Source organism: Promicromonospora sp. NPDC060204 (assembly GCF_042728455.1).
Lineage (GTDB): Bacteria > Actinomycetota > Actinomycetes > Actinomycetales > Cellulomonadaceae > Promicromonospora.
The window spans coordinates 1-11,532 of sequence record NZ_JBHWZO010000203.1; the positions used below are offsets into that span (position 1 = coordinate 1).

The window sequence follows — 11,532 nt, forward strand, 5'->3', positions numbered from 1 at the left end:
GACAGCGCTCAGGTCACCCCGGTGACCTGAGCGTCTGACATGTCCGGGGTGTGCCGACGGCGGCCCTCGGTCCTGACATGGGAGAATGTGCGCATGGCAATGCGTGAGATCCGACTGGTTCCCGACCCCGTGCTGCGCACCCCGTGCGACACCGTGACGACGATCGACGACCGCGTACGCGGGCTGATCGCCGACCTGGTCGAGACCGTGGACGACGAGGGGCGCGCCGGCCTGGCCGCCAACCAGATCGGTGTCTCGCTGCGCGCGTTCTCGTGGAACATCGAGGGCGAGATCGGCTACGTGATCAACCCGCGCATCGTCGAGCTGGGCGAGGAGCAGCAGGACGGCGGCGAGGGCTGCCTGTCCGTCCCCGGGCTCTGGTACCCCACCGTGCGCGCCAACTACGCGCGGGTGGAGGGCATCAACCTGGACGGCGAGCCGGTCACGGTCGAGGGCACCGGCATCATGGCGCGCTGCCTCCAGCACGAGACCGACCACCTCGACGGCATGGTCTACCTGGACCGGCTCCAGAAGGAGACCCGCCGGGCCGCGATGCGGGAGCTTCGCGCGCGCCTGTGAGGGACTTCGGCTCCTTTTCGTACAAAACACGCATGTGGGATGAATCATCAGGAGATTCGTCCGGGCTCTAGTGGCGGTACGTCCTTTTAGGCAAGAATGTGCCGCACGAACTCGTCGTACGAAGTGATTCTTTCGGAGACATGCGCGTCGTTTCGCCTCGCATGTCTCCGAGGGATCGGGCAGGATGTGGTCCGAAGCACCGCTGTGCAGCCGACCACAGCGTCACCGCCCTGGTGAGGACGTAGGGGAAGACGTACCTCGAACCAGGGAGGAAGACATGGCCGGTGTCATCACGCGGGGTGTGCTTTTCGTGCATTCCGCACCTCGTGCCCTGTGCCCCCACATCGAGTGGGCCGCGGGGAACGTCCTCGGCGTGCGCGTTTCCATGGACTGGACCGCGCAGCCTGCTGGGCGCGGCCTGTACCGCGCCGAGTACTCGTGGCAGGGTTCGCAGGGTACGGGCGCCAAGCTGGCGTCCGCCCTGCGCGGGTGGTCCCACCTGCGGTACGAGGTGACCGAGGATCCGAGCAACGGCGCCGACGGCGCCCGCTGGTCCCACACCCCGGACCTCGGCATCTTCCACGCCATGACCGACGTGCACGGCAACGTCGTGGTGCCCGAGGACCGGGTCCGCGCCGCGCTGGAGCTCGCCGACCCGCGCGCCATGCGGGACGCCCTCGACCTCGCCCTGGGCGCCGCCTGGGACGACGAGCTCGAGCCGTTCCGCTACGCCGGCCTGGGCGCGCCGGTCCGCTGGCTCCACCAGGTGGGCTGACCTGATCGGCGGGCGACCGCGTCATCCGCGAGGAAGACGCAGTCGCCCGCCATCATGAAGAGCGAGAAGAACGGCAGGCCCATGACGACGGCGATGCCGGCGTGCATGAGCAGCGCCCCGCCGACGGCGGCCGTCCGCGTGTGGCGTTGCAGCAGCAGGAGCGGGAACGTGAGCTGGAGCGCGAGGGTCCCCCATGTCACGGCGGCCACGAGCCAGTCGTTGGCCGCGATGAGGTCGGCCAGTGGGGGCCACGGCCGGAACTGTGGCAGCGACAGCGGGTAGTACACCGCCGAACCGTCGCGCCACTGCTCCCCCTGGAGCTTGAACAGCCCCGACAGCACGTACACCAGGCAGATCTGCACGCCCACGGCCAGCACGGCGGCGTTGTGCAGCAGATTGCGCACCTGGGTCCGATTCGGTTCGCGGCCCGGCTCCTGGTCCGGTTCCGGGGCCGACGACGGCGGCGCCACCGGGGCTGATCCCGCGCGGTCCGCGCGGCGCTCCCGCCGTCGGGCATCCAGGGACCAGCGGGCCGACGTGTCCGCGAAGCAGAGGTAGACCAGCAGTATGCGGGAGATGTTGTCGCCCTGGTCGGCGATCAGCGGGTTGATCGCCGTCAGGCCCGACCAGCCGAGGAGCAGCAGCGGCACCGCCCAGCGAGCGTGCCAACCGGCGGCCACCAGCACCGCGACCAGGAACAGCGCGACGAGGCACGCGGTCAGCAGCGGGCCGCTGGTCAGGGCGTGCCCGCCGAGCGGCGTCGTCCAGCGGGCGCCTGTGCCCCACAGGGCCTGGCGCGCCGGGAAGTTCACCGCGACGTACCCGGCGACGCCCAGGCCGAGCACGATGCGCATCAGCGCGACGCCATAGGTCGCGTGGGCGCGGTCGGTCATCCAGCGGACGCCGGCGTCGAGCAGGCGGGTCACGAGGTGCGCTCGCGTCCGTCGGCGCGGTCGGCGGTGTCTGCGCGGTCGGCGAGAGCCGCGGCGTCCCGGAGCGCGTCCCAGGTCGCGCGGAACGCATCGCCGTCCTGACCGGGTACGACGACGGGCGGGCGGGCGCCGACCAAGAGCTCGCTCGGCTCAGGACGCTCGCCACTCCCCTGCGGCGCGACGGCCTGGCGCACGACGTCCACCTGCACGTACATGAGGTCGGCAGCACCGTCCGCACGGACGCCCGGACCCGGCTCGGCCAGGTCGCCGGAGGCTCCCAGCACCTGCGTCGCATACGCGGCCGCCGCCCGGTCCAGGCCGAGGTAGGTGTCGACGGCGTCGGGCGCGCCCCCGGCGTCGAGCAGCGCGGCCCGGAGGTCGGTCCAGGGCCCGGCGTCCTCGGTCGACCCGCTCTCCCCACCCGGCCCGTCGGCTGCCGCGTCCCCGCCGCTCCCCCTGACCGGCGACACCAGCACCACCTCGCGCCCCCGCTCCGGCAGCGCCAGGTAGGCGGCGCGGAGGTCGGAGGCCAGGCGGCGGGACGGGCGCTCGGTCGCCGCCGGGAGCAGATGCCCGGTCAGCGCGCGGACCTCGACGGCCGTGGTGTCGACCCAGGGCCCGGGCACGAGGTCGCCGTCGGACCCGCCCGCGTAGACGCCCCGCACCCGCAGGGAGTACTCGACGTGCAGGGGCGTGGGCGCGAAGACCGACCAGTTCTGCGCGAAGACCGGCGTCATGTAGCCCTCCAGCGCCTGGTGCACGCCCGTCGACGGCGGGTCGCTGGCCGACTCGCCGTCGGGCCGCCCGGTCAGGTACCCCGGCGCCGCCCAGACGAACGTGGCGGCGAGGTGCGCGAGCAGCACCACCCAGACCAGGACGACGAGCCCGCGGACCCACGCCGAGACGGCTGGGGCCTCCGGCTGCGCTGCCGGGCGGGGGCGGGCGAGAGTCTCGCCCGGGGTGGTGCTCACCGCGCACAGGGTGCCAGAGGCACGGCCCCCGGTTCCAGTCCCAGCCGGTCCCCGTCAGTCAGCCTCGCGGCGCCCGGCTCCGGTCAGCCCCCGCCCGACCGCCCCCGCTGCACCGCGCCAAGGAGCACCCGGATGCCCAGCCCGAGGATGACCAGGTCGAGCAGGATCTGCCCGGAGACGAGCAGCCGCACGGCGTCGGTCTGCGCCACGATGTCGCCGAAGCCGACCGTCGCGAAGGTCGAGATCGTGAAATACAGGGCGTCGGTCCGGCTGAGCGTCTCGCTGAACGTCGTCGGCTCGCGGGTGCTGAGCGTGAAGTAGGTCGACGCGAACAGGAGCAGGAAGAACGGGACCAGCGTCGCGAGGGCCTGTACCGCGCGCATGCCCGGGAACCGGGACCGGACGATGGCGCGGATCTCCCAGTACGACGTCGCGCCGAGCGCCGCGAGGCCGACCGCCAGGACCAGCGCCAGCGACGGCACCGAGAACCGGTCGAGCGGCAGCACGTAGTAGAGCGCCACCAGCAGGCCCGACGTCGCGAACGCCCGCAGCAGGCCCAGGGCGATCAGGGTCCGACGGCGCCGCTTGGGCAGGGAGCGCACGTCGTGGTTCTCGACGGTGCCGCCGTCGTGCTGCGGTTCACGTTCGTCCACGTCGGCCACCTCCTCGACCTGGAACCAACTGTGGCCCCGGACGCAGAAGGCGGCCACCGCGACCCGGATTCCCGGGCCACGACGGCCGCCTTCGCTCAGCCCCGAAAAGGGCTCAGCCCTTGACGCAGAGCACCGTCCGCAGCCGCGCCACGACCTCGACGAGGTCGGACTGGGCCGCGATCACGGCGTCGAGGTCCTTGTAGGCGCCGGGGATCTCGTCCAGCACCCCCTGGTCCTTGCGGCACTCGACGCCCGCGGTCTGGGCCGCGAGGTCGTCCAGGGTGAACTCCTTCTTGGCCTTGGTCCGCGACATCCGCCGGCCCGCGCCGTGCGACGCCGACCAGTACGACTCCGGGTTGCCGAGCCCGCGCACCACGTAGGAGCCCGTGCCCATCGACCCGGGGATGAGGCCCAGGTCGCCCTGGCCCGCCCGGATCGCGCCCTTGCGGGTGACGATCAGCTCCGCGCCGTCGATCTGCTCGCGCGCCACGTAGTTGTGGTGCACGTTCACGCCCTCGTCGAAGGTGAGCTCCCGGCCGCCGTCGGGCAGCTCCGCGAACTCCTCCCGGACCGCCTGGACCGCGAGCGCCATCATGACCGCCCGCGAGCGGGCGGCGTACTCCTGCGCCCACCAGAGGTCGTTGAGGTACGCGTCCATCTGGGGCGTGCCGGAGAGGAACACGGCGAGCTCGCGGTCGACGAGGCCCTTGTTGTGCTCCAGGTCCTTGGCGATGCGGACGTGGTGCTCGGCGAGCTCCTTGCCGATGTTGCGGGAGCCGGAGTGGAGCTGGAGCCAGACCTGGTCGTCCTGGTCCAGGCACACCTCGACGAAGTGGTTGCCGCCGCCGAGGGAGCCGAGCTGCTTGCGCGCCCGGGTCTCGAGCTGCCGGACCTTGGGGTGGAGGGTCTCGAACCGGTCCCAGAACATCTGCTCGCCGCGCAGCCGCTCCTGGCCGCCGGACCCCTTGACGGGCCGCAGCCGGCGCAGGTCGACCTGCTCGTCGTGCGAGTGGAACCCGACCGGGATGGTGGCCTCGATCCGCTTGCGGAGGCGGGAGAGGTCGTCGGGCAGGTCACTGGCGGTGAGCGAGGTGCGGACGCCGATCATGCCGCAGCCGATGTCGACGCCGACGGCGTTGGGCGACACGGCGTCGCGCATGGCGATGACGGAGCCGACGGTCGCGCCCTTGCCGAGGTGGACGTCGGGCATCACGCGGACGCCCTCGACCCAGGGCAGGGCGGAGATGTTGCGGAGCTGGTTCAGCGCCGCGTGGTCGACGTCGTGCTCGTGCGCCCACATGAGGGTCCGGGCCCGGGCGCCCGACAGGGCGACCGGGAAGTTCGAGGACATGGGAGTGCTCCAGTCGTGTTGGGGGTGTGGCTCGCAGAACCTACGGGCGGACGTCGGGCGCGCGCCAGGACATTTCCCATGGACGCGGGCCGGCGCCGGGCCAGGGCCGGGTTCAGCCGAGGTCGGTCCCGTCGAGCGACGACGACGGCTTGTGGTCGGGCAGCCGCAGCATGCGGAAGGAGTTGCCGAGCCCGACGAGGCTCGCGAGCAGCGGGACGAGCAGGGCCACCTGGAGGGAGCGGTTGCGGGCCTCGTCGTTGATGGCGAGCACCTCGGCCTCGACCTCCGGGGGCTGTCCGGTGATCTGCTCGGCGAGCGCGGTGTTGCTCATGACCTCGGCGTCGGTCTCGAGCGCGGCGGCGATCTGCTGCTGCTCGGCCTCGGGGATGACCGGGTTGTCCGCGGTGAGCTGGTTGAAGCCGAGGGCGAGGGCGGCGAGCAGGATGCCGCCCGACATGGCGAGCCCGAAGGAGAGGCCGAAGGACCCGGCGGCGGAGTTGACGCCGGCTGCCTCGCTGACACGCTCCTCCTCGATGGGGGCGAGGGTGTAGTTGTTGAGCTGCGAGACGAGCAGGCCCAGGCCGCAGCCCGTGATCGCGAGCGGGAGCACGAGGTACCAGCCGCTGTCGACGCGCGGGACGAACGGGATGATGACGGCAATCCCGAGGCACGCCAGCAGGAACCCGGTGCGGATGATCGCGGCCGGACGCCGGTTGCCGCCCCGGCGTCCCGCAACGAGCGCCGCGGCGAACATCGTGAGCGAGAGCGGGGTCAGGGCAAGGCCCGCCTGGAGGGCGTTGTACTCCAGGGTCATCTGCAGGAACAGCGGCAGGGCGATCATGGCCCCGCCCAGCGTGACCTGCTGGAGCATCTGCCCGGTGACCCCGGTGGTGAAGGTGGGGTGGCGGAACAGGTCGGGGTCGAGCAGCGGGACCCGGCGCTCGCGCTCGCGCCGCACGAGCCAGCGGGCGAGCGCGACCAGCGCCACGAGCCCGACCAGGATGAGCACGCCGACGAGCTCGCCGCCCTCCTGCCAGACCAGGATGCCGAGCACCACGCCGCCCATGCCGATGACGGACAGGATCGCACCGACGACGTCGACCTGGCGGGAGCCGGTGTAGGGGACGTCGCGCACCAGCCGGATCTGGGCCAGGACGACGGCGATGATGAGCGCCTCCAGACCGAACCCGACCCGCCACGACAGGTACGTGGTGACGAAGCCGCCGAGCAGCGGGCCGACAGCGGCGGCGATGGCGGCCGCCGCGCCGACCATCGCGTACGCCTGCTTCTGGGCCCCGCCCTCGAAGTTGCCGTGGATCAGCGACTGCATCGCCGGCAGGAGCAGCGAGGCCCCGAGCCCGCCGATGATCGCCCAGAAGATGACGATCGCCGTGAGGCTCTGGGCGAGCGTCATCGCCAGCGCCCCGGTCGCGTACGCCAGCAGCCCCAGCACGTACGCGCGCTTGCGCCCGATCAGGTCGCCCACCTTGCTGTTGATCAGGATGAACGCGGCCGAGACCAGCGCTTCGAGCGCGATGGCGGACTGCACTCCCCCGGCCGTGGTGTCCAGGTCCCGGATGACGGCGGAGATCGACACGTTCATCAGCGAGGTGTCGACCACCAGCACGAACATCGCGGCGGCGAGCAGCAGCATCAGCCGCCGGCTCCGCGCGGTCACGGCCTCGGTGCCCTCGCCCGGTTCGATACCCATGTCGCCGTCCTTGGCTCACGGGGCGGGTCGGCAGCCCCCGGCCGTGCCACCCGTCGCTCGCTCTCGAGCGTACCGAGCCGGACGCCGTCCCGCCGCGTGGGTCCTCACCTGCGCCGACTGTCCGAGGCAGTAGGATCCTTGCGCGGCTTGTGCCGCGCGGCCCCGTTAGCTCAGCTGGTCAGAGCAGGAGACTCATAATCTCTCGGTCACAGGTTCAAGTCCTGTACGGGGCACCGTAGGCCCGGAATCCCGCCAATTCCGGACCCGCCCCTTCATTACATGGTGCCGACCCAGCGGTAGCCCAGCGCTATCACTCGCGGAACAGGCGGCGGGGACGACGACTTCGACCCTCACAGGGACACGCCCCGAGGCTGGTCTCGCTCCGCGCTGGCTACACCAACAGCGCCATCACGGACGCGGCTGCGTACAGTCAGGGAGTATGACTGAGGACGCCTCAGAGAGCGAAGGACCGGAGCGCCGGATCAGAGTTCAGCGACCAGGTGGGCGCTGGGAGGACCTGCCTCCTACTTCCCCTCTTAGCGATGCTCCTGCGGTGAACGCAATCGGCAAGCGGAGCCTCAGGGAGCTTGCGGAGATCCTCAAAGACAAGAACCACCCTGACTATGCGAACGCCCGCAAATACGACCAGCTGCTGCGTAGCCGCATGCAGCCAGGAGTTGAGTCGTTCCTTGCGAAGGTGACGAAGGCTGGCCGGGCTGCCGGAGCTGTGGATTCGCTCGGGCGACGTTACCGAGAACTCGCCACGGCAACTCTGCCGGCTCTCCCTGCCTCGTCACTGGTTGACCTCCCCAAATTCAGATTCGCCTGGCAGCACGCCGAGCCCACTGATGTCCAGCCGCCCGCAGCCGACGTGGTCGAGATCCCCGATTGGACGGAGGCTCTCCTGTCGATGCAGGCCGATCAGATTAGGTTGCTCCAGGACAGCTACAACGCCGACCGGGCCGACGCAGCGGCGGCCAAGGTTGCGGCGGACGATGCTCGCAATGAGGACCGGGCCACTGCTAAACGCACCGCCCGACGCGAGTGGATTGGAATCACCGTCGCCGGTTTGCTGGGACTCGCTGGTCTCGTGATGTCGATCGTCGCGCTCGGAGGGGTGTGATTGGCTCGCTATCGCGGGGCTGGCCATGCGGTGGCCGCAGTTGTGCGGTCACCGCTCTGAACAATCTCGGACTTACCAACTCAGCTGGGACCAGCGGTGCCAGAGCCTTGGCCTCGTCTTGTCCGTCACAGGGTTCAGGTCCTGTGCAGGGGGGCCAGAGACCCGAATTCCCGCCGATTCCGGGTCTCTTTGCTGTCCGTACGTGGTGCCGATCCAGCGGTGCCAGCGCTGCCCGCCGTTGGACCGCTCCAGGCGCTTCTCTGAGCGCACGCTGCTATTCGCTCGGAGGGTATCCGCTCGAAGTGATCTTGCCCCCACCAGGCGAGGGCAGTCCATCGCCCTGCTCCGCGACAGCGGGAAGGTCGTACTCAGGTCCGGTTCCGAGGTTCTCGCGCATCGCGGCCCGGGTCTCACGCTCCCAGCGCCGGACCTCCTCTAAAGACTCCTCCAGTACCTTCTGGGTCTTGCCGACCCTTTCCATGTCGAGTGGTCGCGCAGCGAAAGCGAGCGCGACATATGCGTAGCCGTTGTTCAGCGGCCAACTCAGGTTGTACAGGTAGTTGTTGGCAGGCTCGACGACGTCCTTCGGGGCTATCAACCGCATCTCGTTGAAGGTGTCCATGAGGTCTGCGCGGTCCTCATGTGCAACCAGGCCCCACGCTGGCTCAGCTTCTGTGTGTGCTGATGCCTGGATACGCCGCTCCAGGTCAGCCGCTTCCGACAGAAATCGCAAGTAGACGACTCGGCGCCGCTCGGTCCACAGGAGGACGTCTCGGTCCTCGCGTTGTTGCTTGCGTTCCCGGGCTGCGACGAGCAGCGATGCAGCGCCACCAATGCCTGCGCCGACGACGCCACCAACAAGCCCAATCAGCGCTCCCGCGACGACCTCATCCATGCCAGCGAGGCTAGAACCGGCTTCCCTCCCCGCGCGACGCGGCCAGCGGGTGAATTGCAGCGAGGCCCAGAATCGTCAACATTCTGGGCCTCGCCGTTCCGTCATACAGAGCCAATCGCCATCACCTGCCGAACCGCTCCAGAATCTCCCGGTGGTCCGGCCCGACGGCGGCAACTTCGACATAGTGCTTGGCCGTCACTGCCGAGCGGGAGTGACCGAGCTGCGCCGCCGCCGCCTCAATGTCGGCACCGCGCTCAACAGCCGTACCGACCGACTTCCGGAACGTGTGCGGGGTGATCCAAGACCAGTCCGGGTGTCGCTCGCGGAACTTGCGCCACTGCTTATCGACCGTCGTCACCTCGCGGAGGCCACCACGCGCCGAGGGAAACACCAGGTCCAGCCCACCGGGCGGCACCTCGGCAGCACGCCTTTCAAGCATCGTCACGGCGAACTTCGGCACCAGGTGTCCGCGCGGCTTCTTGCCCTTCGTGTTGTCCTGCCGGAAGAGCCGAACACCCTGCTCGCGTACCACGGTGCCGGTCAGGTAGATCACGTGCTCTTCCAGGTCAACCTCGCTCCAGCGCAGGGCGAGAGCTTCACCGATTCGGCAACCCGTCGCGAGCATGACATCCACCAGGTCGGTGAGGTTCTGCGCTGTCGCCCTCTCATCCGCCGCCAGGGCAGCGCGCAGTTTGACTACCTCCTCGACCGACAGCGCTTTCACGTCGTCGGACACCGTGGCGGGAACCGGCGTGACCGACTTGGCGGGGTTCGCCGTCAGCACGTCCTCACGCACCGCGACATCCAGCATGCCCTTGAGGCACGTCAGGGACACCCGGGCGTTCGCGGGGTGCTTGGCCACCTCACCGGCCACCCAGGCCTCCAGGCGGGACACAGTGCACTCACGCAACCGCAGACCACCCACGCCGGGAATGACGTACTGCTCAGTGGTGTAGCGGTAGCGCTGGCGTGTGTTCACGGCGAGCTTGCTCGGGTCGATCTTCGTTCGCAGCCAGTAGTCCGCCAGTACTTCCAAGCGGGTGTCTGCGGTGATCGTGTCCGACGATGCTCGCTTGCGGGTCGTGAGTTCGTCCCGGAGGCGCTGCTCCGCCTCCGCACCCGAACTGCCCCATGCCTCGACCGGGCGGGTACGCCCGTCGTTGTCGCGGAACCGGCAGCGCGCGACCTACCGGGTTCGTGCCCGGCGTATTCACTCCGAGCGAGATCGACGCGGCCACTCAGGCGGGCGCTGAGGTGGTCAAGCTCTTCCCGGCCAGCTCACACAACCCGAAGTTCATTCGCCAGCTCCTGCCGCCCCTGCCGGATGCCGGAATCATGCCTACCGGGACGATCACCCGAGAGGACGCCCGCGAATGGCTCAATGCCGGGGCAGTAGCCCTTGGCGTCGGCTCTGACCTCGTGGGCGACAGCATGAGGACCGGGGACTACAACTCGGCCCGGAGATCGGCGCGCGAATGGCTAGACATCGTCCGAGCCGCCGAATAGAAGCGTCGCCTACACGTTTCCCTCCAACCGATCTGGCAATGCTGGCCCATCCTCCGAGATGGGCCAGCATTTTTGATGCATGCCGTTTCCATGCACCATTTACCAACGGTGGCGGCGGCAGCGCTCACAGCGGTCATCCTCGTGCCGAAAGAGAGCGGCACACGCCTGCGGCGGTGTCACACATCGTCAAGCCGCTGTCGCCAAACGGCCCAGAATCCCGCCTGTTGTGCGAGCTGTTCAAGCCTCCTGTAGAACGTCGAGTACGGATGGCTCGCAACGAACCTCCCGGGAGCACGCAGCAGTTCCCCGCCCGCCTCAGCCTGGGGATTTTCGTACCCACAGACACGAAAAAGAGCGAGCTGCAGAACCGCCGCCAGCGTCTCATAGGCGAAAGTCAAAAAGTGCGCATCGCTACTGAGCCCGCCAGGCAAGACACTGCCGTGCGCCACAGAATTGCGCAGCCGGACAACCAGCAACGCCCAATCGCTAACACTCGGCCCGAGAAGCCAGCGACTCGACTCCTCCCCCAGGTCCTGGGCAAGAAGCTCCAGCTTTGATTGCAAGGTCCAATCACGACGAAGGAGATTCTCGACCCGCCTACGACTCTTGGCGGGTATTCCGTCTGCAACCTTCAGAGCGTTGAGGATCGCAACGTCCGCTTGAGGCAGCTCACTCTTATTCGACCCCCAACGCTGCGCCGCCAACGCCTCGACGCCGTTGCAAACATCCGTAAGCCTAGTCGTGACATATGCAAGCCCGTCGCGCGGTGCAATTACCGAAGCGATGATAGGGGCCACGTCGTACAACCGCAGCCATTCTCGCGCGAACAACGGAAAATCGATCTCCGAGGTATCGAAAAATGGTTCACGCGTCCCAATCCATTCCTCACCAGCCGGCGCACTGGAAGGAATTACAGAGAACTCCGGCGTTGGCGATGATGTGGTTCGTGGCCGAGGAAGGCCGGTTGTGGTTCTACACCCCGGTGTCCGACGGACGGCCGTCGCCGTTCTTGGCCGCCGCCCGCGAGAATCGCGAG

General features: G+C 69.1%; 12 protein-coding genes and 1 tRNA gene. 5 read left to right on the forward strand and 8 right to left on the reverse strand.

Going from position 1 to position 11,532, the window contains the following annotated elements; translation table 11 throughout:
* Positions 1 to 93 precede the first annotated feature (93 nt).
* Positions 94 to 579, forward strand: a complete 486-nt coding sequence (def, locus tag ACFWEJ_RS21475) for a peptide deformylase (protein WP_377231221.1) — start codon at positions 94 to 96, stop codon at positions 577 to 579.
* Between the two features lie 277 nt (positions 580 to 856).
* Complete coding sequence (locus tag ACFWEJ_RS21480; RefSeq protein WP_377231222.1) at positions 857 to 1,354, forward strand: DUF3145 domain-containing protein; 498 nt, start codon at positions 857 to 859, stop codon at positions 1,352 to 1,354.
* On the opposite strand, the gene ACFWEJ_RS21485 is transcribed toward ACFWEJ_RS21480, so the two are convergent.
* The 5 genes from ACFWEJ_RS21485 to ACFWEJ_RS21505 all read right to left on the reverse strand — a co-directional run bounded on the left by ACFWEJ_RS21485 (position 1,306) and on the right by ACFWEJ_RS21505 (position 6,972).
* Positions 1,306 to 2,280: an HTTM domain-containing protein gene (locus tag ACFWEJ_RS21485; protein ID WP_377231223.1), complete on the reverse strand. Its 975-nt coding sequence runs from the start codon at positions 2,278 to 2,280 to the stop codon at positions 1,306 to 1,308. The two genes, ACFWEJ_RS21480 and ACFWEJ_RS21485, sit on opposite strands and share 49 nt — an antisense overlap.
* Positions 2,277 to 3,257 carry a DUF5819 family protein gene (locus ACFWEJ_RS21490; protein WP_377231224.1) on the reverse strand — a complete coding sequence of 327 codons (981 nt, stop codon included), beginning with the start codon at positions 3,255 to 3,257 and terminating at the stop codon, positions 2,277 to 2,279. Before ACFWEJ_RS21490 ends, ACFWEJ_RS21485 begins: the two co-directional genes overlap by 4 nt.
* Before the next feature lie 83 nt (positions 3,258 to 3,340).
* Positions 3,341 to 3,910 carry a potassium channel family protein gene (locus tag ACFWEJ_RS21495; protein WP_377231225.1) on the reverse strand — a complete coding sequence of 190 codons (570 nt, stop codon included), beginning with the start codon at positions 3,908 to 3,910 and terminating at the stop codon, positions 3,341 to 3,343.
* Positions 3,911 to 4,022: 112 nt separating this feature from the next.
* Complete coding sequence (locus tag ACFWEJ_RS21500) at positions 4,023 to 5,261, reverse strand: RtcB family protein (RefSeq protein ID WP_377231226.1); 1,239 nt, start codon at positions 5,259 to 5,261, stop codon at positions 4,023 to 4,025.
* 112 nt (positions 5,262 to 5,373) lie between these two features.
* Positions 5,374 to 6,972, reverse strand: a complete 1,599-nt coding sequence (locus ACFWEJ_RS21505) for an MFS transporter (RefSeq protein ID WP_377231227.1) — start codon at positions 6,970 to 6,972, stop codon at positions 5,374 to 5,376.
* Between the two features lie 159 nt (positions 6,973 to 7,131).
* Here ACFWEJ_RS21505 and ACFWEJ_RS21510 point away from each other — a divergent pair.
* Both ACFWEJ_RS21510 and ACFWEJ_RS21515 read left to right on the forward strand, forming a co-directional pair.
* Positions 7,132 to 7,205 (forward strand) — tRNA-Ile (locus ACFWEJ_RS21510).
* Between the two features lie 320 nt (positions 7,206 to 7,525).
* On the forward strand, positions 7,526 to 8,095 hold the full coding sequence (locus ACFWEJ_RS21515; protein WP_377231228.1) for a hypothetical protein: 570 nt from the start codon (positions 7,526 to 7,528) through the stop codon (positions 8,093 to 8,095).
* Positions 8,096 to 8,369: 274 nt separating this feature from the next.
* On the opposite strand, the gene ACFWEJ_RS21520 is transcribed toward ACFWEJ_RS21515, so the two are convergent.
* Together ACFWEJ_RS21520 and ACFWEJ_RS21525 are read right to left on the reverse strand one after the other, a co-directional pair.
* The gene (locus ACFWEJ_RS21520; RefSeq protein WP_377231229.1) at positions 8,370 to 8,990 is read right to left on the reverse strand and encodes a hypothetical protein; all 621 of its coding nucleotides are present in this window, start codon (positions 8,988 to 8,990) and stop codon (positions 8,370 to 8,372) included.
* 121 nt (positions 8,991 to 9,111) lie between these two features.
* Positions 9,112 to 10,026: a tyrosine-type recombinase/integrase gene (locus ACFWEJ_RS21525; RefSeq protein ID WP_377231230.1), complete on the reverse strand. Its 915-nt coding sequence runs from the start codon at positions 10,024 to 10,026 to the stop codon at positions 9,112 to 9,114.
* A gap of 95 nt (positions 10,027 to 10,121) precedes the next feature.
* On the opposite strand from ACFWEJ_RS21525, the gene ACFWEJ_RS21530 reads away from it, so the two are divergent.
* Positions 10,122 to 10,496, forward strand: a complete 375-nt coding sequence (locus tag ACFWEJ_RS21530; protein ID WP_377231231.1) for a bifunctional 4-hydroxy-2-oxoglutarate aldolase/2-dehydro-3-deoxy-phosphogluconate aldolase — start codon at positions 10,122 to 10,124, stop codon at positions 10,494 to 10,496.
* 176 nt (positions 10,497 to 10,672) lie between these two features.
* Here ACFWEJ_RS21530 and ACFWEJ_RS21535 read toward each other — a convergent pair whose 3' ends face one another.
* The gene (locus tag ACFWEJ_RS21535) at positions 10,673 to 11,293 is read right to left on the reverse strand and encodes a HEPN domain-containing protein (protein WP_377231232.1); all 621 of its coding nucleotides are present in this window, start codon (positions 11,291 to 11,293) and stop codon (positions 10,673 to 10,675) included.
* Positions 11,294 to 11,532: the final 239 nt, after the last annotated feature.

Excerpts from the sequence above, each read along its gene's own strand:
- def (WP_377231221.1), top strand. The coding sequence starts at position 94 with ATGGCAATGCGTGAGATCCGACTGGTTCCCGACCCCGTGCTGCGCACC.
- ACFWEJ_RS21480 (WP_377231222.1), top strand. The coding sequence starts at position 857 with ATGGCCGGTGTCATCACGCGGGGTGTGCTTTTCGTGCATTCCGCACCT.
- ACFWEJ_RS21500 (WP_377231226.1), bottom strand. The coding sequence starts at position 5,261 with ATGTCCTCGAACTTCCCGGTCGCCCTGTCGGGCGCCCGGGCCCGGACC.
- ACFWEJ_RS21505 (WP_377231227.1), bottom strand. The coding sequence starts at position 6,972 with ATGGGTATCGAACCGGGCGAGGGCACCGAGGCCGTGACCGCGCGGAGC.
- ACFWEJ_RS21520 (WP_377231229.1), bottom strand. The coding sequence starts at position 8,990 with ATGGATGAGGTCGTCGCGGGAGCGCTGATTGGGCTTGTTGGTGGCGTC.
- ACFWEJ_RS21530 (WP_377231231.1), top strand. The coding sequence starts at position 10,122 with ATGCCTCGACCGGGCGGGTACGCCCGTCGTTGTCGCGGAACCGGCAGC.